The organism is Nitrosospira briensis C-128, from assembly GCF_000619905.2.
In the GTDB taxonomy this organism is placed as follows: Bacteria; Pseudomonadota; Gammaproteobacteria; order Burkholderiales; family Nitrosomonadaceae; genus Nitrosospira; species Nitrosospira briensis.
This window is the reverse complement of sequence record NZ_CP012371.1, coordinates 476,577-498,339: the sequence shown is the minus strand read 5'-3', so window position 1 is coordinate 498,339 and position 21,763 is coordinate 476,577. Positions and strand designations below refer to the sequence as shown.

15 protein-coding genes and 3 pseudogenes are annotated in these 21,763 nt (G+C 51.0%); 7 read left to right on the top strand and 11 right to left on the bottom strand.

The features are described 5' to 3' along the window. The first annotated feature begins 22 nt into the window (after positions 1–22). Complete coding sequence (locus F822_RS02265; RefSeq protein ID WP_025039531.1) at positions 23–820, top strand: glutathione S-transferase family protein; 798 nt, start codon at positions 23–25, stop codon at positions 818–820. 378 nt (positions 821–1,198) lie between these two features. Here F822_RS02265 and F822_RS02260 read toward each other — a convergent pair whose 3' ends face one another. The 7 genes and pseudogenes from F822_RS02260 to F822_RS02235 all read right to left on the bottom strand — a co-directional run bounded on the left by F822_RS02260 (position 1,199) and on the right by F822_RS02235 (position 7,425). Continuing rightward, the gene (locus F822_RS02260; RefSeq protein WP_025039532.1) at positions 1,199–1,954 is read right to left on the bottom strand and encodes an ABC transporter permease; all 756 of its coding nucleotides are present in this window, start codon (positions 1,952–1,954) and stop codon (positions 1,199–1,201) included. Further along, positions 1,951–2,874, bottom strand: a complete 924-nt coding sequence (locus tag F822_RS02255) for an ABC transporter ATP-binding protein (protein WP_025039533.1) — start codon at positions 2,872–2,874, stop codon at positions 1,951–1,953. The genes F822_RS02260 and F822_RS02255 overlap by 4 nt, the downstream gene beginning before the upstream one ends. A gap of 38 nt (positions 2,875–2,912) precedes the next feature. Further along, a pseudogene (locus F822_RS14775) lies at positions 2,913–3,035 on the bottom strand (glutathione synthase); the annotation flags it as partial. Positions 3,036–3,135: 100 nt separating this feature from the next. Continuing rightward, complete coding sequence (gene gshA, locus F822_RS02250) at positions 3,136–4,794, bottom strand: glutamate--cysteine ligase (RefSeq protein WP_025039534.1); 1,659 nt, start codon at positions 4,792–4,794, stop codon at positions 3,136–3,138. A gap of 171 nt (positions 4,795–4,965) precedes the next feature. Beyond that, positions 4,966–5,223 (bottom strand): annotated as a pseudogene (locus F822_RS02245) (LysR substrate-binding domain-containing protein); the annotation flags it as partial. Between the two features lie 603 nt (positions 5,224–5,826). Further along, a complete protein-coding gene (locus F822_RS02240) occupies positions 5,827–6,306 on the bottom strand; it encodes a VOC family protein (RefSeq protein WP_025039536.1) in 480 nt (159 codons plus the stop codon). A 180-nt stretch (positions 6,307–6,486) separates the two neighbouring features. After that, the gene (locus tag F822_RS02235; RefSeq protein ID WP_025039537.1) at positions 6,487–7,425 is read right to left on the bottom strand and encodes a DUF5996 family protein; all 939 of its coding nucleotides are present in this window, start codon (positions 7,423–7,425) and stop codon (positions 6,487–6,489) included. 610 nt (positions 7,426–8,035) lie between these two features. Between F822_RS02235 and tadA the strand changes: the two genes are divergently transcribed. From tadA to ftsB, 5 genes are all read left to right on the top strand, one after another. Next, complete coding sequence (gene tadA, locus F822_RS02225) at positions 8,036–8,527, top strand: tRNA adenosine(34) deaminase TadA (RefSeq protein WP_025039539.1); 492 nt, start codon at positions 8,036–8,038, stop codon at positions 8,525–8,527. After that, entirely contained in the window at positions 8,524–9,003 is a 480-nt protein-coding gene (locus tag F822_RS02220) for a L,D-transpeptidase (protein ID WP_025039540.1), read from the top strand. The genes tadA and F822_RS02220 overlap by 4 nt, the downstream gene beginning before the upstream one ends. Positions 9,004–9,287: 284 nt before the next feature. Further along, positions 9,288–10,982, top strand: a complete 1,695-nt coding sequence (gene pyrG / locus F822_RS02215) for a CTP synthase (protein WP_025039541.1) — start codon at positions 9,288–9,290, stop codon at positions 10,980–10,982. A gap of 218 nt (positions 10,983–11,200) precedes the next feature. Next, positions 11,201–12,484, top strand: a complete 1,284-nt coding sequence (gene eno, locus F822_RS02210) for a phosphopyruvate hydratase (RefSeq protein ID WP_025039542.1) — start codon at positions 11,201–11,203, stop codon at positions 12,482–12,484. A 136-nt stretch (positions 12,485–12,620) separates the two neighbouring features. Next, positions 12,621–12,947 carry a cell division protein FtsB gene (gene ftsB, locus F822_RS02205; RefSeq protein ID WP_025039543.1) on the top strand — a complete coding sequence of 109 codons (327 nt, stop codon included), beginning with the start codon at positions 12,621–12,623 and terminating at the stop codon, positions 12,945–12,947. 291 nt (positions 12,948–13,238) lie between these two features. Here the strand turns inward: ftsB and F822_RS02200 are convergent, their stop codons facing one another. The 4 genes and pseudogenes from F822_RS02200 to F822_RS15715 all read right to left on the bottom strand — a co-directional run. After that, positions 13,239–13,865, bottom strand: coding sequence for a hypothetical protein (locus F822_RS02200; protein WP_025039545.1), 627 nt, complete (start codon positions 13,863–13,865; stop codon positions 13,239–13,241). Continuing rightward, a complete protein-coding gene (locus F822_RS02195) occupies positions 13,862–14,482 on the bottom strand; it encodes an SCO family protein (RefSeq protein WP_051536541.1) in 621 nt (206 codons plus the stop codon). The genes F822_RS02200 and F822_RS02195 overlap by 4 nt, the downstream gene beginning before the upstream one ends. Positions 14,483–14,594: 112 nt before the next feature. Continuing rightward, the gene (locus tag F822_RS02190; RefSeq protein WP_025039547.1) at positions 14,595–16,115 is read right to left on the bottom strand and encodes an NHL repeat-containing protein; all 1,521 of its coding nucleotides are present in this window, start codon (positions 16,113–16,115) and stop codon (positions 14,595–14,597) included. A gap of 747 nt (positions 16,116–16,862) precedes the next feature. Next, positions 16,863–17,318, bottom strand: a pseudogene (locus F822_RS15715) (IS3 family transposase); the annotation flags it as partial. 377 nt (positions 17,319–17,695) lie between these two features. Between F822_RS15715 and F822_RS02175 the strand changes: the two are divergent. Continuing rightward, complete coding sequence (locus F822_RS02175; RefSeq protein WP_036574359.1) at positions 17,696–21,556, top strand: autotransporter outer membrane beta-barrel domain-containing protein; 3,861 nt, start codon at positions 17,696–17,698, stop codon at positions 21,554–21,556. Positions 21,557–21,763: the final 207 nt, after the last annotated feature.

Sequence of the window (21,763 nt, the reverse complement as noted above, 5' to 3'; positions counted from 1 at the left end):
TGCAATGCAGAAGGAATATTCCATGTCCACACAATCAAATGTCGAGCGCACGCTGTACGGATTCTGGCTCTCACCTTATATGAGTCAGGTTGCCCACATGCTCTCGGAAACCGGTCTAACTTATCGCTATGAGCGAGTGTCTCCGTTTCAGGGGAGCACGCTCACGCCAGAGCACATAGAACGAAATCCTCTTGGAAAAATTCCCACTCTCAGGGATGTCAATGGTGTTGATATTTCGGAAAGCCACGCAATCTGTCGTTATCTCGCGAGAATCTACCCAGAAGCACGAAAGTTTTATCCAATTGATGATCCGATACTCTGTGCAGAGGTCGATGCCAAGAATGACTTCATCACTTTCTCCATTGCGGGTCCATTCTTCAACTGGTTTGTTGTCAGCGCATATTTCCCAAAAGCATGGAAACTCAAAATTGAAAAAGAAGCGCATATCTATAATCTTTGTTCTGTCTTGCTAAGCAAAATGTGGCTGCCCCGACTAGTTAATGGATCAAGAATGGAGCCGTTCCTGCTTGGCAAAGAGCCTTTTCTGCCAGATTTCCAGTTGTTCTATACGCTCGAGCTTAGCCAAATGTTTTCCGAACTGTTCGAAATACCCGAGATGCATCTGTTTCGAGATGATCCAGCATTACAGACGTTTTACGATGCAATGTGCGAGCGTCCTTCTACGCGTGAAATACTGGCGGCTAAAGAATCGGAACTGGATGTTACGAAAAAAGAACTCTTCGGAGGGTTTGGAGCAGCCTATCTTAATAACCATATCGACAGAAGAATCCTTGGAGGGCTATTCGGGCGTGAAGTCTGATCCATACATACTGCGGCTGATCATTTGGCAACATTAATATCGCGCCAGTTGCGCCTGGGAATTTCAGGCGCAACTTTTAAGGATCAGGGCTGTAGAAGGCCCAAATAAGGAATAAAAACGAGGAAAGCAAAGTACCTTCTCCACCTTGAAGCCAGGCTCGAGGGAATCGCTCCAGAAAATGCCAAGAGCGAGGGCGAGACACAAAAAAAGCAGGGCGCCAATCAATTATCTCTCCAAGACGGCGCAGGCCTCAATCCAGCATCCAGGCAACGGGCAAGAGATAATAGGCATAAAAACTCAGCCCCTTGTACCACAGGGCGACACCGAAAAAAGGAGGGCAAACTGAAAAGGGGGAGATTGTGGATAAACCACTACGGATCATCTTCGGATTTTGTACCCTGTTTTCAGCATTCGCAATGTCAGCCATGATACGGTCAGGAAACATGCCGCCAGAGCTCCGAGGCTAAGGTAGGGCGAAACATCGGAGATGCGAAAGAAGCCGTAGCGAAATCCGTCTACCATGTAGAAAAACGGATTCAGATACGATAATCCTCGCCAAAATGGAGGTAACGAGGAGATCGTATAGAAAACCCCCGATAAAAACGTCAGTGGCAGGATGATAAAGTTTTGCAACGCAGAAAGGTGCTCAAATTTTTCCGCCCAGATTCCCGCAATGATGCCTAAGGCGCCCAGCAATGCGGTGCCCATCAAGGCAAATACGAATACCCATGCGAACGAGTACAGGGGAAGTTCAAAAAAACACAGCGTTATCAGGTAGATACCAAGTCCTACCGCCAGACCACGAACTACCGATGCCAGTACATAGGCAGTGAATATTTCCTGGTAGGAAAGCGGCGATAACAGCATAAAGATGTGATTGCCCGAGACTATCGACTGTATCAGGCTCGATGAGGAGTTGGCGAAAGCGTTCTGCAACATAGCCATTATCACCAGTCCCGGAATCAGAAAAACGGTGTAGGTTACACCGGGATATGCCTGCACCCGTTCTTCCAGCATGTGAGAAAAAATCAAAAGATAGAGCAAGGTAGACAGCATGGGTGCAAATACGGTCTGGAACCCCACTTTCCAGAATCGTAGCAATTCCTTGTAGAGCAGCGTGAGAAATCCATTCATACCGATACAGGTTCCAGATTCTCTGCACTATGCATGATCTTTACGAACACTTCTTCCAGATCAGGTTGCAATATCTGCAGTTCCAGGATTTGGGTCTGGGCGGCGCGTAATGCCGCCATCACGTTTTCAAGCTGGGAGCATTCCTCGAGCGCCAGAACGTGGTAGCCTTGGTCGTGGCTGATTGCCAGTAGCTGTAACGCCGCCGGCAGCGTATCGGGGGATAACCGCAGCCGTATCCGGTGTCCGGAAATGTTGCTGATGAGATTTCTGACGCTTTCAAGCACAACTATACTGCCATTTTTTAGCATTGCCACGCGGTTGCATAAAGCCTCTGCTTCTTCGAGATAATGCGTAGTGAGCACAATGGTATGACCGTTGCGGTTTAATTCCTTGATGAAACGCCAAAGGGCCTGGCGCAATTGCACATCTACGCCTGCGGTGGGTTCATCCAAAACGATTACCGGGGGTTTGTGGACCAATGCCTGCGCTACCAGCACGCGCCGCTTCATGCCGCCGGACAACGCACGCATGTTGGTATCGGCCTTGTCGGCAAGGTCGAGATGGTGCATTATCTCGTCTATCCAGCCGTTATTCTTCTTTATGCCGTAATAGCCGGATTGAAACACAAGCGTTTCCCGGACGGTAAAGAACGGATCAAATACCAACTCCTGCGGCACCACGCCTAACATGCGGCGTGCTTCACGGTACTCGGCGACGACATCATGCCCCTTTACCCTGACACTGCCGCTGCTGGCAAGGGTAAGACCCGCGATAATATTGATCAGCGTCGTCTTTCCCGCTCCATTGGGGCCAAGCAAAGCGAAGAATTCGCCGGTATCGATTTCGAGATCAATTCCGTACAAGGCATGCAATGCACCGAAACGCTTGTGCACCTGCCTGATTTCGATTGCCGGAGTCATGGGGAAAGCCCTGCTTCAAACGGAGGAATGACGTGGGTTTCTGCCAATTCCAACAGATAAGTGGTATAGACATGTTCCATGTTGAATGGCGGGTCCTTACGCGTCAAAACAGCATCGAATTCCCGCAGCGGGATTTCCTCCGGCTCCTTTGTCCGGTACCAGCGGGTCGCTCATCGTCATCCGCCTTGTCGGTCAATTCCGGCCACGCGCAAATCTCACGGTTTGCGCATCCTTCCATGCCGCTTCATGAGTATGCGCAATTTATCGAGCAGCAATTTCGACCATGGAGACAGGCAGGTCTTGAGGCAAGTCCAGGGAATGAATGATGCTGGCTGAGGCGCCTCGCGAGAAATAGCTGCTCAGGTATTTATCGAAAGGGATCTCATCCGTGACATCGAGCTGTTTCTGTTGCGCCAGCGATGTCTTGACCTGGAGATCAAAATTCCTCTTTACCGCGGCGTCCAATGCGGCATTCTGGAAATAATGAGTGTATTCATGGGACTTCTGCAATACCAGTTCGGTAATCGACATCTTTTGCGCGCTCATGGCCGACAGCATCCTTGCTGAAGCCGTCAACTCGGGATGGCGAATTGTTTCGATCTGCTGGTGCAATGCGCGGGTGTAGGGGATATCGGCATTGCCGTTATCCAGGATCTCACAGACTTCCCGCATCTGCTCACACAGCGTCAGCGCCCACTGCCGCAACGGAATTTCATGCCCGTTGTTAAGCAGCTTCAGTCTCGGATCCCTACCGCGATTGGCCACCGACAACGCGTTATTGCTGATCTCCTCATGCTGCTTCAAGTCATGCCTCGCGTTGGGCTGGAATAGACAGAAAAGGCTCAGCACTTCAAGAAAGCGCGTGGTTTCGATCGCGATGCCCGCAGGTTCAAACACATCGACATCCACGGATCGTATTTCAATATATTGAATCCCCCGGTTTCCCAGTGCATGCAGCGGCTTCTCGCCGGACCTCGTCGGCTGTTTTGGCCGTACCGGCGTGTAATACTCGTTCTCGATTTGCAGGAAATGGGTATTCAACTGCCGGTACTGGTCGCCCACCTTGGCCCCGATCCTTTCATATCCGAGATAAGGTATCGTTGTTGCTCTGCCCAAATCCCGTATATATTCTTCGATGCTGTTAAAGGAAATATGAAACATCGATTGAACGGGATTCAAATAGCCTATCTCGCTCATCCTCAAAGAGGTGGCAAAGGGCTTGTAGTAGGAAGTCTCGTCAAATTTCTGCAATGTATCGGAATAAATAGAATTGCGGCTATCGATGAAGCTTTTGCCCACTGCCGGGGACGAGCCGAATAAATATAGGATAAGCCAGCCATAACGCTGCAGGTTTCTGATCATTCCCATATAAGCGCTGGTAGTGAACGATTGCAGATCACCCGTATGTTTCATGAACTGCTGGTATTCTGGCCAGAATGGCTCAGGAAGCGAGTAGTTGAAATGGATTCCGGCAATGACCTGCATGCAGCGGCCGTAGCGATAGCTTAAACCCTGCCGGTAGATGTGCTTCATCCTCCCGAGATTGGATGAACCATATTCAGCGATGGGAATTGCCGGGTCCCGCAAATCGCCGACAGGCATACTTGCCGCGAGCAATAATTCGTCGTTGATATTTGCGCAGACGTATTTATGCAAATCCGTTAAGGAGTCCAGCACTTCCGTTCCATCCGATAATGCTGGCGTGATTAGCTCAAGTAACGCTTCAGAATAATCAGTTGTTATATTCGGATGAGTCAACGCGGCTCCAAGCTGAACCGGATGAGGTGACAATGATATTGATCCCTCCCGGTTAATTCGGAGGCTTTCTTTTTCGATGCCTTTCAAACCATGAATTAATAATGGCTGAAGAGATTGGTTGATGGGCGTTGTGCCCTTGCTACAAGATAATTGTCTTGACATTTATCCTCCGATAATTGGTTGCAATAAGCAAGCGGTCTGAGTATAGACCTGGAGACGGATAGGTGTGTAGTCTGCAAAATCAGTTATCAGAGTCCTGTTTTTGAAACTATGAGTGGCGCAGTGGCAGAGATGGACTCGTTGCGCGAGTTCAGGTAGCGCTCTTAAGTTAGCTTAGTCCTCATGCAGCATCTCGAAACGCCGTGCGAGAAAATCAATTAACGCCCGCACAGATGGCAGAAGACCGCGCCGGGACGGAAACACCGCATGAATGATTTCCCGACACGAAGCCCAGTCTGGCACCAGCCTGACCAATGAACCAGCCGCCAGTTGGTCTCGTGCCATGACCACCGGCAGCTGCACTACACCGACACCGGCCACAGCGGCATCTCTTAGCGCAATCATGTCCGTCGTCGCGAAGCGTGGCGTATGGTGAAGTGTTGCGTGTGCGCCATCTGGCCAGGTAGTGAGTTAACCAAAAGGAGTACTGAAATGGCAACAAAACGTCGAAGGGTGTGCAGCTAGAGCAGTGCTGTCACATCACTGAGGCCAAATGGTAATGTTGGTTAGTAGTCCGTGCGACTCACAATACCGATCGCATTAAAGCCTATGAAACTTTTGTGACGTTTGTTTAAATGCACCCACTTCTTGGTGCCGGCCGAGAGAACCGTTACGGTATTGCGCCCATATCGAGGTGAAGACACGATTCGCGCTTAAAGCACGCTAAGCCGCTGCGGTGAAGTCATGTATACGGGTCCGAAGCGGCCGAAACTGGTCTGGCCCGAGTTTCGCAGGTGATCGACAGCCCGCTGCAGATAGGCCGTGCTCCACAAAATGATGGCGTCCACTGCTGAAGAGCGAGCCAGGTCAGTCGCACTTATGCCTGGTTCGCTAAGATCAAATATAGGTCGGTACGGCTAAATGCAGGTTCATTTGCAGTTAATCCTGATTTGCGGGGTAGATAGTTGCAGTTATTTCGGGCCGAAAATCTCGCTGAATGCAGGTTGAGGCGGTTTCAAATGCAGGCTATTACAGCTAGGTATCGGCCCCGCCTTGCTTGAACATCGCCGCGGCACGTTGCTTGATTTCATCCAGGGAGAGATCTTCCTTATGAGTCGCAAGGAACCAGATATGCCCGAAGGGATCTTCCAACGTGCCTGTCCGATCACCGTAGAACTGATCCTGGACCGGCTTGATGACCTTGGCGCCCGCACTTGTGGCTTGGGCAAACATTGCGTCCACATCCTTGACATATAAATGGAGGCCCACCGGCGAGCCAGCCCCTGGTTGCGAAGTACGGAACGCGCTTTCACAGCCGAAATCGTCGGCCAGCATAATTCGGGAATCGCCGATTTGAATTTCGGCATGCCCGATTTTCCCGCCGGGCGCGCCCAATCTATATAATTCCGCTGCGTTAAATGCTTGCGTGTAAAATTCGATGGCCTTGGCCGCGCCGTCAATCATCAGGTATGGCGTTAACGTATGGTAACCATCGGGTATGGGTCTGGTTGTCATATTTGCACTCCATTCTTTTCCAGGGTTCCAAATTGTGGCGGTATAAATATCCCGGTACGTTATCCCCATACCGCCACTCGTCAGATAACCAATAAAATCATCGGTTAACCAATAAAATTGATTGGCTGGTTTCGAGTGTAGAAGATTATCATAGCTGCGTCCACACCATCGCGTTCCGTATCACGTGGACGGCGTGTTGCGCTCCAGCGCCAACCGGTCCCAGTGCGCCAGCGTGGCGGCGGCATCGTAAGTGGTCTGAAGAAATGAGAGCAGCGCCTGTGCCGGGTTGTCAGCTGTTCGCACAGCTTCGTAGGGAAGAATGAATTCCCCAAGCTTGTCGTGGAAATACGCAGCTTTTGGCTGAACAGGATATTTACTGAAACCGGCAGGGGTGGGATAAGCATAGGCGTAAAAGGCAGCTTCGCCCAGACCTGTCCCCGGCCAAAAGCCCGCGCTCGACACCTCATGAGAGTAGGCCTCTTCCATTATCCGCTTAGCGACATTGGGTGCCCCGCCCGGATGCTTCGGTGCGGTTCGCCCCGAAAACCGGGTCACAGCGAGATCAAATCCGCCCCAAAATAAATGCACCGGGCTCACCTTGCCGATGAAGCGGGCGCGGAAATCCTTGAAAACCCTATCCACGTGCACGAGCGCATGCCAGAATCGGGAAACGGCATCGGCATCATAGCTCGTATGTTGAGTATCTTTCTCGAATGGTATGGCTACTTCCACCTCAACCGGCCGGGCGAAAATCTTGACCTCGATACCCAACTCGGCAAGTGCTTCCATTATCTTGCGGTAGAAGCTCGCGACCGGCATGGGTTCCAGCATAAGCGCGCGATCCGCGCCTTCCGAGGTGGTGATGCGCAATACGTGGGCAATAAAGTCGAAGTCGATGGCAAACGTGAACTTTCCGTAAGGGATGGGTGAGGTCGTAAGGCCGCGCGTCGTGATATAGAGGGTAGAACCCCAGCCGTGGTTGATATCCGGAGAGAGCGCCAATCGTATCTTGCCGACAACCTGTGTCCACATGTGGAGCGTAGTGTAAGTGTCCTGCCAGTCCTCCAGGGCGGATAACCTGGGCCAATTATTCGAGTCAGCGATATAATTAGAAGTCATGTCGTCTCCTGTCGATGCCGGTGCTAAATATCCACTGCAGGGCAAGGACCGCACGTTCCGCCCTCGTGATCGTAGCATCCACATTCTCCGGTTTCTTCGTTGCACACCACTGTAATCACAAAAGGACCATCAGTGCCCGCCGCGCCTGAAGACGATATCCGAAATTTTGTCCAGGACATGGGCGTGCCGTGCAAGCGATTCATTATCGTGCTCATCTCTTGCACGTTCCCGGTAATTTTTTCAAATAATCGAGCCATACGAACCCGATCTTGACCCTTGAGGGGCTTCAATTTTTTTTGCACGGATTGAGCAGATTGCACGGGTTGCGCCGGTTGTGCTGATTGCTCCGATTTCGCAGGTTTTGTGGGTTTCGTAGATTTAGGCATACTCATCTCCTGAAAGGTTATTCAAGGTTTACCGGGACCGCTTGACCAACACTAACTAACACTATTATTTTCATAGACTATTTTGCTTCAAATAGCAAGAAGCCCTGGTAGCCGCCTCTTCTATTGCATAATGCCCAGCATGCATTACAAGTAGTACGATATGAGATATCAAGGTACATTCTTACCGCCGAGAATTTTTACGGTAACCTGAAACGTGAGCAGCCATGAACAATAATGATTCCGACTTCATGCGCGCTGCGCTTGAGCTTGCAGCACAGGCGGAAGAGGCAGGCGAGGTGCCGGTGGGCGCCGTGGTGGTGAGCAATGGAGTCATCATCGGACGTGGTTACAATTGCCCAATCTCGGCAGCGGACCCAACGGCGCACGCGGAGGTGATGGCATTGCGGAATGCGGCAAAAAATGTGGGTAATTACCGTTTGGCGGATTGCACTCTTTATGTAACGCTGGAACCCTGCGTCATGTGCGTGGGCGCAATTTTTCACGCCCGTATCGCGCGGCTGGTTTATGGCGCAGTGGACCTTAAGACAGGGGCATGCGGGAGCGTGATCGACTTGCCGGCGGAGATGCGGCTTAACCACCATATGCAGGTGACCGGGAATATTCTGGCGGAAGAGGGAGCGGGAAAGTTGAAGCTTTTTTTTGGAAAACGCCGCAAGACAGCAGCGAAACGCCATGCTGATGAGAGTTGCCGATGAGAGTTGTAATCAGTATTCCATCACAAGAGCTTGATCTATGGGCTGAGAATCAGAATATCATCCGGAAATATCAAATTTCTTCAGCCGTCAATGGGGTAGGGCAGGAGTACGGCAGTTTTTGCACACCGCTTGGCAAGCACATCATTCGTGCCAAAATCGGAACGAGCCAGCCGATCAACACGGTATTCATCAGACGCCGGCCCACTGGCGAAATCTATACCCCTGAACTGGGCGCAAGATATCCAGGCCGCGACTGGATTCTCACCCGCATTCTCTGGCTTTCTGGCTGTGAACCGGGCTTTAACCGTATGGGTAAAGTCGATACCATGCGCCGCTACATATATATCCATGGGAGCCCGGATAGCGCAGAAATGGGCAAGCCCGGCTCCATCGGTTGCATTCGTATGCATAACCGTGACTTACTTGAATTGTTCGACCTGGTGAATGCTGGAACAGAGATTGATATCAAAGGCTGACATTCTGGTTTGGAATCCTGGAGCGTATGGCGGGTAACTGGGAGCGGTTGAAACTATCTGGCGGCCTGTCGGACAGGACCGTCACCCTTTCCGCTCCACTGGCAAAGTTATTGCGCCTTTGCTTTTTACTCCGGATGAATCAGATTCGACCGTTGATACACGCGCTGTAATAAAGAGCGCGTCTAATTACACCGCTGAGCTATCAAGCTGTTTTTCCGGCAAAAGCCGCTTTACCATTGTCGCCAATTTGTTCGAATGAACGTTTTCCGGTATCATAAGCAGCCATGACAAAGTATGTATTTGTAACAGGTGGCGTAGTATCTTCCTTGGGAAAAGGCATTGCTGCGGCCTCGCTTGCAGCTATCCTTGAAACTCGCGGCATCAAGGTCACGATGCTCAAGCTGGATCCCTATATCAACGTGGATCCGGGAACCATGAGTCCGTTTCAGCACGGAGAGGTGTTCGTTACGGAGGATGGAGCGGAAACCGACCTCGACCTTGGCCATTACGAGCGTTTCATTACCGCGCGCATGAGCAGGCTCAATAATTTCACTACCGGTCAGATTTACGAGAGCGTAATAAAAAAAGAACGGCGGGGAGATTATCTGGGCGGCACAGTGCAAGTCATTCCGCACATCACCGATGAAATCAAATTGAACATCAGGGCCGGGGCCGCCAATGCACAGGTAGCCATCGTCGAGATCGGAGGGACGGTTGGGGACATCGAGTCGCTACCATTTCTGGAAGCGATCCGCCAGATGGCAGTGCAGCTTCCTCGCGAGGATACCTGCTTTATCCACCTTACGTTACTGCCTTATATCCCATCCGCGGGAGAATTGAAAACCAAGCCAACACAGCACTCGGTAAAAGAGTTGCGTGAGATCGGCATCCAGCCGGATGTGCTGCTATGCCGTGCCGACCGCGCGTTACCGCCGGAGGAACGCCGCAAGATCGCACTATTCACCAATGTTCGGGAAGAAGCGGTGATTTTGGCGCTGGATGTGGACAGTATTTATAAAATTCCGGCATTGCTGCACGAACAGATGCTGGATGAAATCGTCTGCCACAAGCTGAATATGCTCGCCAAGGCGGCAGATCTGGGCATCTGGAAAAAACTGGTGCACGCGTTGGAGAATCCTCAGCGAACAATAGAAATCGCGCTGGTCGGTAAGTACGTGGATCTGACGGAGTCATATAAATCCCTATCGGAAGCATTGATTCATGCGGGCATTCATACCCAGAGCAAAATCAAGATTCATTATGTGGATTCTGAAACTATCGAGAAAGAAGGAACCGATTGCCTGAAGCACATGGATGGGATACTGGTTCCCGGTGGTTTCGGCAAGCGTGGGGTGGAGGGAAAAATCATGGCTATCCGCTATGCCCGTATCAACCGCGTCCCTTATCTCGGCATCTGCCTGGGCATGCAATTGGCTGTAATAGAGTATGCCCGTGACAAAGCGGACATGGAAGGCACGCACAGCACCGAATTCAATCCCGATACGCTTTATCCCGTAATTGCCTTGACAACCGAATGGCGCACCCGCGAAGGCCATCTTGAAGTTCGGAGCACAGAGTCGGGCCTCGGCGGCAGCATGCGACTGGGCGGGCAGGAATGTTTACTCAAGGAAGGATCGCTTGTTCGGAAAATTTATGGGGCGGATAAAATCATCGAGCGCCATCGTCATCGTTATGAAGTCAACAATGAGTATATTCCCCGTCTGGAACAGGCTGGGCTGCGCGTGAGTGCTGTATCGGCGGCAGACGGTTTATGTGAAATGATTGAATTGCCGGAAGCCGAGCATCCCTGGTTTGTCGCCTGCCAGTTCCATCCAGAATTTACTTCCACTCCCAAAGCGGGGCATCCGCTGTTCACGGCGTTTATCGAGGCAGCTGCCCGTTTCGCGGGCAAATGCACGGCAGCCGAAGCTTTAACGCACAATAAACCGAAAGACACCGCCATAAGCGCCAACCAATAAATTCGGTCTTGTCGAACCTGATTCGGGGCACAATTTTTCTCCCCAACTGAAGACCCACGTGATGTAAATCAACATAAAAATTGGAACCGTCCGATATTCGGATTCAAGCAAATAAGTCAGTGGTGACTTATTTTTCCTCAGACCATCGTTCGGCAAGCTGAATACCTAGCAAAACAGTTTTCGATAACTTATAAATAAATGACCCAGGGAAAAATAGCATGAGTGCAATTGTAGATGTCATCGCCCGCGAGATTCTTGATTCACGCGGAAACCCAACCGTAGAAGCGGATGTATTGCTTGAATCCGGCGTGCTCGGACGAGCGGCCGTGCCTTCCGGCGCATCCGTCGGCACTAGAGAGGCGGTCGAATTACGCGACGGGGATACTCAGCGCTATTTTGGCAAAGGCGTGCTGAAAGCGGTGGAAAATGTGAATACCGAGATTTCCGAAGCTGTGATGGGTCTCGACGCGATGGACCAGGGTTTTATCGACCAGACGCTGATCGACCTGGATGGCACGGGCAACAAATCGAGACTCGGCGCCAATGCAGTTCTTGCGGTGTCGCTTGCGGTGGCAAAAGCGGCAGCGGAGGAGTCCGGGCTGCCGTTATACCGATATTTGGGTGGCGCGGGGCCAATGGCTATGCCTGTCCCCATGATGAATGTCATCAATGGTGGTGCGCATGCCAATAACAATATTGACATGCAGGAGTTCGTGATAATCCCCCTCGGCGCGCAGAGCTTTCGGGAAGCCTTGCGCTGGGGCGCTGAAATATTTCATACCCTGAGAGGCATGCTCGACAGCAAGGGCATGCATACTGCCGTGGGCGACGAGGGCGGGTTTGCGCCCGATTTGGCTAATAATGAAGCCGCGCTGCAACTTATTGTGGAGGCCATAGAAAAAGCCGGTTATATACCGGGCCCGGATGTGGCTATCGGGCTGGATTGCGCCAGTTCCGAATTTTTCAGGGATGGTAAATATCATTTAGCATCGGACGGCTTGAGCCTCGATTCGGGGCAATTTGCCGATTATCTCGCCACATGGGTAGACAAGTATCCTATTCTCAGCATTGAAGACGGCATGAGCGAGCACGACTGGGATGGGTGGAAGCTGCTTACCAGCAGGCTCGGAAAGTCCGTGCAACTGGTGGGGGACGATATCTTCGTGACCAATGCCGGCATCCTGAAAGAAGGCATTGCGCAGGGTATCGCCAATTCCGTGCTTATCAAACTCAACCAGATCGGGACGCTTACCGAAGCCTTTTCTGCCATAGAAACCGCCAAGCGTGCAGGGTATACCTCAGTGATTTCGCATCGTTCCGGTGAAACCGAAGATACCACCATTGCCGATATCGCCGTTGCTACCAATGCGCTGCAAATCAAGACCGGCTCGCTTTCCCGCTCTGATCGCCTCGCAAAATACAACCAGTTGCTGCGTATTGAGGAAGATCTTGGCGATGCCACAAACTATCCCGGGCGAGACGCGTTCTATCAACTAAGATAATGGCTATCCAGGTTTCGATATCTCGATTCAGCCGGGCTCGGACATTGATTTAGCTTATTCTGGAATTGAAGGCGGCGCCCATGCAAGAAAAGGATCGCCGCCTTTACGATAAAGGATGGTCTCTAGGGGTATCCGGGTGAAAGTACTGGGCTTAATATTCGCTGCCCTGATTGCTCTGATGCAATACCCGTTATGGCTGGGCAAGGGTAGCTGGCTCAAAGTATGGGAAGTGGATCAGCAGGTCATCACGCAACATGAAATCAACCAGAAACTGAAAATGCGCAACGCTGCCCTGGATGCGGAAGTGCGCGACCTCAAGCAGGGGTACGACGCCATTGAAGAGCGCGCCCGCAGCGAACTGGGCATGATCAAGCAGGATGAGACTTTTTTTCACATACTGGAAGATAACAACAAAAATACTTACGCCGATGGCAAGGCCGGGGAAGGACACCCTGAGCAGTAAACGTCGCCGGAAAAATACAGTCCAGATTTCCAAAGACCGGGCTCTTGAGGTGGTGGAAGAGGCGTTTCTATTGGTAATACCAATCTTCGCGGATTTAAGAAGGATGACCTCGCGCGGCAAGCGCGACTCGGAATTGACCGGCTTGCGCTGGTTGCCGGATAATCTCAAGGTGAAGCCAAGCCCTGAGATCTAAAGAGAAAGAACTGCAAATCTTTATTTTAAGGTTTGCAGTTCCAGGATTTGCGGCCTGCCTTTTTTACCCGCAGATGCCGGGAAATAGAGAAGAGAAAATCACTGACTTGATCGCAGCCGTTGTGGCGTGCAAAGTTTGTTGAGCAGGGTAACAGCGGAGAATATGTTGCGTCCATCGCGGCCTTTTCCTGCCTGATCGTATATCTCAGTGATCTCTACAATATTCCCTTGCATGTGTGCCTTGACCGTATAAGCATCGAAACCAAAATCTTCGCCAAAATTGACCCAATCGACAGGCAGAACAAACTCTGCTCCATTGACTATACGCTTGGCATTCAAATCTACAGGCACGGCATTTCCACGCAACATTTCCAATGCCTGGGGCAATACAGTGCTGTCATGCTGCAGCACGCTTTCATACATTAGAACCTTATCGCCGTCTTCTTGATTTATCGGAATGAGGAAACCATAAGTTTTCCCATTCAGTATACGCAGCAGGAGGTGATCCCCAACTTCCCCTTTTGTCCGTTCCCCCCTGGTCTTGACTTGAAACACGAGATGATTATCCGCGGAAATATCGGTTGCCACGGATAGAATGTCGAGCTCCGGAGAAAGCGACTTATCCATGAACGATACGATGACACGGGGATCGGCATCGATCTGCATCGCAGATGCGGTGAGAGAGACGATTATCAGTATTGGAATGAGTACGACAGGCCAAATCATGACTCGAACAGGGCCTTATTCTCACGAAATATCTGCTCCATTTGAGCTGCATCCTTCAGCGCATCGAATATCACCCTGATATTTCCTCTGGAGTCGATTAGAAATGCGGTAGTACTATGATCTACCTGATAATTCTGCATATTTCCTGAATTTTTTGTGTAAAAAGCGGTCTCGACGCTGAAAGCGGCCTTGAACCGCTCCAGCGCTTCACCTTCAAAACGCAAATAGGCAAGATCCGACCCGAAGGCTTTGATGTAGCTTGAAAGAATAGCGTTAGTATCCCTGTCTGGGTCCACCGTGACGAAGATTCCGTTCAGCTTGATCTTCTCAGTTGCGGCTGCATTGACGAGCATGGATAGATTGGCGAGAGACGTGGGGCAGACATCCTTGCAATGCGTAAAACCGAAAACAACCAGTTGCCACCGCATATCCTTGTCCGCCTGCGCTTGTTTCAGTTGACCGATGATTTCCGGTCGCAAAGGTATCGGAGAGGTCGGGATGACAGTCGCGGCTTCGATGCCGGCGTGGACAAACAGGAGAAATGCTGTCAGCACAGCCGGAAAATAACGCTTCCGGAATGCCCCTGATTGGATTTCTTTTGTATATTTCAACTTCATATCAATTCGCGATCATCTTGGTTGCGTATCAGAAGGGGGGCCCATCTTGTTCAGCCCAGGATAAATCCCGGGAAAAACAGATGAGCCGAGTATAAGGCGGGATAACCGGAAATTAGCGAAGGCCTCCCGCGGCAAATATGCCGTGTGGCTTCACAAGACCGTCACTCGGCCCCCAAACCTTGGCGACAGTATCGGTTTCTGTATCAATCTTCAGCACATAGCCCGAAACCCAGCTTGCCACCAGCAAATGTCGATGGTCTGGCGTCGGGCTGATCGTGTGGGCGACAGCGTATCCCTTCGGTAGTTCAAAGCCGGGTCGAAGCCTCTTGATGAACCGTGGTTTTTCTCGATCGGTTAAATCGAATACAGAAATGTAACCATCGTTTCCGAACGTGTAATCAAGAGTATCCTCCTCTGCGATATAGAGTTTTCCGTTCACCACCGCAATATCGGATGCAGAACGGAACACGCCGTGGCCATTCGCATGATTGGTGTACTTGACTATTTCCTTTGCGGTTCCCTCCTGGGTATCAAGCAGCCACACGCTAGGCGGAATGATATCTTTCGTGGTTGAAGGAGTCAGGGAAGTTTTGTCCAGTTGCATGGACGCGGTGACAGCGTAGCGCTCATCCAGCCAGTAGACGAAATGGGTGAAAGCCGCATGCTTTTTCTCGTTGCCCAGCATGATCTGACCTACCGTCTGCAGTTCACCGGTTTCCCTGTTGGGTCTGTATATATCGATGATACTATTGTCAAAAAAGTATCCTGTCCCAAGACCAATGGTTCCAGACCTGTTGAAATTTACCCCATGCGTCTGCTCGGTGTAGCCAGGTATGACGATAGGATCAAAACTCACAAACTCGTTCGTTTTGTAATTGATCACACGTATCCTGTCCGACGTAAATTCCGTAAAGTAGAGGAAATCGGAGTAGGGGAGCAGCGTGGGACCATGAATCTGGGTTCCCCTGCCTATCAGCCAGTTGGGAATGGCCTGGACCTTGTTGACTGGTGTGACAAATGGCAACTCGGAGGGATTATTTGGGGAATCAGCTGCCAAAACCGCATTCACGGTTAACGAGGCCAAGCGTGTATCCCAATTGATCTCGTTCACGGTCAAGGCGATGATATAGGAGGAATGGTCCTTCGTATTGTCGGAAGTGATATAAATCCTCTTCCCTTCGGGCATCACGACTGTGTGCTGCAAGGGAACGTTTCCAGGCCAACCGGGGAGCGTGGTCGGGTCTATGATTATCAACTTGTCGTTTTCGTAGTTGAAGAGATAGATCATCCCGTTGTGGTAGTCGATTGCGGTGGCGACGGGCTGTATTTGATCGTTATAAACATCAGGATGTTGACTGAGCGACAATGATTTCGGGCCATCTTTTCCGCGCCGGTGGTCACGTCCTTTATCCGCGTAATCGTCATCGTCGGCAAACGCTTTGCCATTTTTTTCACGCAGACTGTCGACCCTTGTCCGCATCTTGCCGGCGTTGGTGCTCGAAAGGTCATTGCTTGGTGAATTGCCTTCTTTTAAGGGAGAGGTATGATCTGTTGCGTGGATTTCGCCGACCGATAGTGTCAATATGCATGAAGCTACCAGTGGAGCTAGAAATATTTTTTTTATTGAAGTCATTTGAATCCCTTATACGATTTGATAAATGATGATCTGGAATGACGCTGTTCCCTTCATTAAGGAATCCGGATTGCAAAAACAGCTTCTTCCGTTTTTATGCAGCCCTTAGCAAGGCCGTTATTCAGCAGTTTGTTTTTTTGGATTATGGAATCGCTCGATATAGCTGAGGATTTCCGGTCTGAAGCCCGTGTCCGATACAATATCGCGCGATTGGTCAACTCCAGGTTGGGCTGGAAGCCCGGAGTGGATAAGTATTGAAGACCTCCTGTCAGTAAAAACGGATCCAAAAGCAGCCAACCAGATACCTCCTGGTGGCGCAGGTCACTCTAATGCATTAAACAAAAAGTTGAGATGGGAGAAGGGGCTGTTTTATGTGTCTTCTTTTTATTGACTACTCAATAAAAATATCGTAGTCCCATTGAATTGGACGCACATGCGCTGGCGTAGGAAGTCGGTTTTATGTCCCCAACAGCCCGTATACGTGTTTTAGCAGAGTGTCTTTTTCCAAGGCATCCATGAAAACAAGATGGCCATTTACACTGAGCTTCATGTGCTTTGTCGCAGGCACGCGAATCAATATCAGTGCAATTGTCAGTTGCGATAAGAAGTGGTCCTGATTGTTTGAACAGCAACCTGCATTTTTTAAGTGGAATCTCTGCTGATTCTCACGCTGCCGGTTCAACCGTCGGCGGCATCACGTCATAAGCCTCGTCAGGTGTTTTCTTACCCAGACTCGAATGTGTGGCCTGGATGTTCCAGGTGCAACTCGTCAATGCGGCGCATGAGCGCCAGATCTGCGGCACTGACTGGTTTGGGCAGAGAAATATACGCTGCCCAGGATGATGCCGGCCAACTGGGCCTGGCAGCTGATTGAAAGTGCGTGGAGGACGTCTATCATCGCTTTGTGCTCAACAATCCCACCGAGGGTTCGCGAGCCTTCTAAAAAATCATTCTCCAGCGTCAGTTGCCCAATCTTGGCGTGCAATACCCTCAAATCAACGGGTGGCTCCGCCGCAGTGCCTCCTCCGCCAAATAGGTCGACAGCCCGTTCGCTCAGCTGCCGTTTCCACCCGGTAATCTGGTTGAGGTGAACTTCAACCCGCTGTGCCAGTTCGGCCAGCGTCTTGTCACCAGCCAGTGCTGCCAGTGTGCCACTTTGGCTTTAAACACCGCTGAGTGCGTTCGTCTCATTCTTTTTGCCATTCTCCGCTCCATATCAAAGCCCTCGCGGGGCGCGTCAACGGTAGCAGATCTTCCTTTCATAGGCTTGTTCCGATTCTTGGGGCTCCTTCCCATAGTAGCGGCCTAACTTAAACCAACCAGCCTCCATGAAATCCGGGGCGGTTCAGTTTTTTCCAAATTAAGCCGTAGGGGAATATTTACATAGAAAAGATACTGCACCCCGAAGGAAACCACTAGAAGGATTCAACTCATAGGATTCAACTCATGCAGAAATTGATATCCCCCGCAATTTTAAGAACTTATTGCCGTTCAGCCTCCACATTTTGCCTTCAACGATCTGACAGAGCTGAGTACTGTTTTCGTCAGAGATGCTTCTAACGCCGAGCGGCAAGCTTGCCATGGGTAAGAAATTTTTAGCGGCTGATAAATGCCAACCTGGCGCCAGGTTGGCAGCGGATCACAATGACTTGAAGAACCCTGTTCTATTAATTGCGGCAATCCTGGCAATGTTCGGTTCGGTGTACTCCCGCATTGCATTTGCAGTTAACGAATGCGGCGTTATAGCTAGTCCCACGGCGCCCGCGACAATTCACTGTGATGGTCCCACTTACTCGCAAACTATAAATTACCGCCCTCAAGCCGACCTTAACCTTATTGTCGCGCTGGATGTCGCGATTACGCCCCCTACGGATACATTTGGAATAGCAGTATGGGGACCAGACGCAGGCAATCCGGCAGTAAACATTGACGTCAATGTTGAAGCAGCCACCATTACCACCAATGGTATCAGCGGTGATGGAATCGTGGTTCAGCAGGGGACATCTGGCAATCTCTCGATTACAACTAACGGCGTCAGTATCTCGACGAGTCATGGCACCAGCCCCGACGATGCTGTAAGTACCGGAATTACCGGTGCTATCGATACTGCCGATGCTACAGGAGATATCTCGATCAATGCCATGGGCGGCAGTATCACGACTACTGGCGATACTTCCTACGGAGTGTATGCTGTTCACTATGGACAAGGCGATGCCAAAATAGTCACATCCTCAACGATTCTCACTAAGGGCTATAACACGGATGGGACAGATTCAGTAATTTTCAACAACGCGTCCACGGGCACGGCTTCGATTACTCAAACGGGCGGTACTATTACGACGGAAGGTGAAATTTCCTCCGGTCTATATGCTATCAGTCTCGGTACCGGCAATGTCAGCGCTGCGGCAGCCGGGACGATCATAACCAGTGGAGTCGGTTCTAGCGGCATCAGCGTTCGTAGCAATAATGGGGCGGATACCTCACGAGCTACAGTTGATGTCGGAAGCACGGCGCGTATCCGCACTTCAGGGTCTGACGCGGCAGGCATATTCGCAAGTTCTAAGAACACCTCCCTTTCGGTCGTTGAGATCATCACACAAGGTGATATCCAGACCGCGGGAACGGGCAGCCACGGAATTTATGGCGAGGCTCTAACCATCGAAAACACCAATTCCGTTCGCCTCGTGCAAGGCGTCGGTGGCAATATTGAAACTACCGGGGACAATAGCCAAGGCATGTACGCAAAGCATGATGGCGAAGGAAGTATTGACATGGAAAATTCTGCCACCATCTCAACAAAGGGCGCCAACGCTAACGGCATTAATGCGGTAATGACGAAAACCGACAATACCGCACCGATCTCCGTGATGCTTCAGTCGGGCGCTATCAGTACTGAGGGCGCCGGTTCCTTCGGCGTATCACTTGTTAACCAAGGCATGGGCTTGACTATAGTTAATGGAATCGGTGGCGCAACCATTGACACTTACGGTGTCCAGAGTCACGGTATTGCATCACAGTCCAGGGCGGGGGGTGTCGATTTTCAGTTGGAATCGATAACCATATCAACGCAGGGCGCAGAGGCAATTGGGATTCTGGTGTCTCCAATTATTGCAGGGGCGCCGACTTCGGCCGCAGTAACATCCGGTAAAATCACCACGAGAGGCGATGCCGCGCATGGTATTGTTGTCGGTGCCATCAATGAAGGCGCAGACACCACGGTCTTCGATACGACGAATGTGAATATCAAAGGATCTGTCACCACCAGCGGTCCGAACTCACTCGGTCTTGTGGCGGTTGCCGCGAACAGCACAACAGTGAACGTGAATGCCGATGTGACTGCGACAGGTCGATTCGGTGCAGGCATGCTGGCCTCAAGCACAAGTGGTTCTACGAATATAGTTGTTGCGCAGGGGGCTACGGTCTTCGGGGGGTGGCAAGAACTGAGCAATGGCGCGTCCACTCAACGATTTGATACGCCGTCTGCAGGGGTTGTTCTGGGTGGCACGACAACGTTCCTGACTAATCGTGGAAATATCGGGGCCTTGTCCGACCGGGCAATTGCAGCATCCGGCATATTTGCTCCGGTAGATGGCGACGTCACAATCGACAACTATGGCACCATAACGGGTTATCTTTCCTTAACAGGCACCGGTTCCAATACCTTCAATAATTATTCGCCCAACTCTTTTGTAATGCGTCACTTCGCAGATACTGATGGTGATGGCATACGTGACACGAAGCGAGTGGCGATAAGCGATTTTGGCGGGCCAAACTCTGTTTTCAACAACACCGTTGCTGGTGCTGTACGCTTTGCAGATGTGACGGACGCAGCATTTACGGATGACAGCGGCTTCTATCAACCAAAAACAGGTATTTCAGAGCAAATACTGGACCCGGTTTTCTATGATTTACATCGTAACGGTGTTGTTCAAAGCCAGTTGGTCAATCTCTCTACATTCAACCATGCTGGCGTAATCGATTTGCGTGGTCCTGCGGTTGGTAACACCCTTGTCATCACCGATATATCCGATCCAAATTCAGGCGTGGGTACAAGCACGTTCGTCTCTGATGGTGGTCGGCTACTGCTTAACGCCAGGCTTGGCGCCGGCCCCGCTTCTGGCGGCACAACTGGATCGGAGGCCGACATGTTGATCGTCGACCGGACACAGCTTGGATCTGGCGCCACTCAAGTCTATGTTTCTCAGGCCCCAGGCAGTTTGGGCGCGCCGACCGTTACAAACGGTATTCAGCTAGTGGAAGTACGGGATGCAACGCACTCGGCGGACAATGTATTCGCATTGGGGCAGCGAGTCTCAGCGGGCGCCTATGAGTATGAACTCCGAAAAGGAGGTTCAGGCTTGGATGCCGCTGACGGAAACTGGTACTTGCGCAGCGTTATCGAGAGAGATCCGACGACGACATCGTCACCCGCTATCCCCAATTATCGCCCTGAAGTACCAATCAATATGGCACTTCCAGCTCTAGGTACCCGGCTAGGACTATCAATGTTGGGAACCTATCATGATCGGCAGGGACAAGATAGTCTCGTATCGTTCGGCGCTGATGCAGGAGGGCTCGGACTCAAGGCCTCCTGGGGGCGCATTATCGGCGAGCATGGTTCGGCAAGACCTGGCGGTGGCAATATTGAACAGTTCGAGAAATATGGTCCCGCCTATAAATTTAATTATGGCGGCTTCCAGGTAGGTGTCGATACTTACCGTGGTCAATCCAATAACGGCAAGAGCTCTGACCAGGCTGGGCTTTATTTGGGTGTAGGGTATATTAATGCCAGTATTAGTGACTTTCGCGGTCATCGAGCAGGAAGTGCAACGATGGCCGGATATTCGGTTGGTGCGTACTGGACGCGAATTGTAAACTCAGGCAGTTACCTCGATACGGTGGGCCAATTTACCTATTACGGAGAAGCCACAACGCGTTCCCGTTTGGGAGAGTCGTCCAAAACCAATGGTTGGGGATTTATAGCGTCAACAGAAGGTGGTCATGCTTTTAGCCTGGGCAGTAATTGGACACTCGAACCGCAAGCGCAAGCGTTGCTTCAACACATGGATCTTCGAGACACAGCAGATACTTTTGGAAAAATTCAGTTTGGCGACACAACCAATGTGACCGGTCGCTTAGGTGCTCGCTCGACCAAGCAATGGCAATCCAGAAGCGGACGACTTATCACCACATGGGCACGCGCCAATATATGGCAGACTTTTGGTTCACGAGCCAACACTACTTTCAGCAATTTGAACGGTGAAAATCCAGTAGCCTTGCACACGGCCCTGGGCGGCACAGTGGGTCAAGCCGGCGTAGGTATTTCCGGCGAGATAGCCAAGAACGCCTACATATTTGTTACGGCCAACTATAGCCATGCGTTGGTTAGGAATAATGGCAATAGCATCGCTGGACAAGCAGGAATTAAATACCGCTGGTAGCGTCCAGGGCAATCACTAAATGGTTTTACCACACAGGGAGTAACCAAATCCTCTGAATTTCCTGGGTTTGTTAGGAATGTGCTCGCTGAGTTATGCTCAATGTTGTGTATGGCGGCTTAATCAGGCGGCGATTCGTTGATGATTTTCTTCTGCCTGGGTTGAGGCTGACTGAGACACAGAATTGACATCCAATTACGCTTCTCAAGT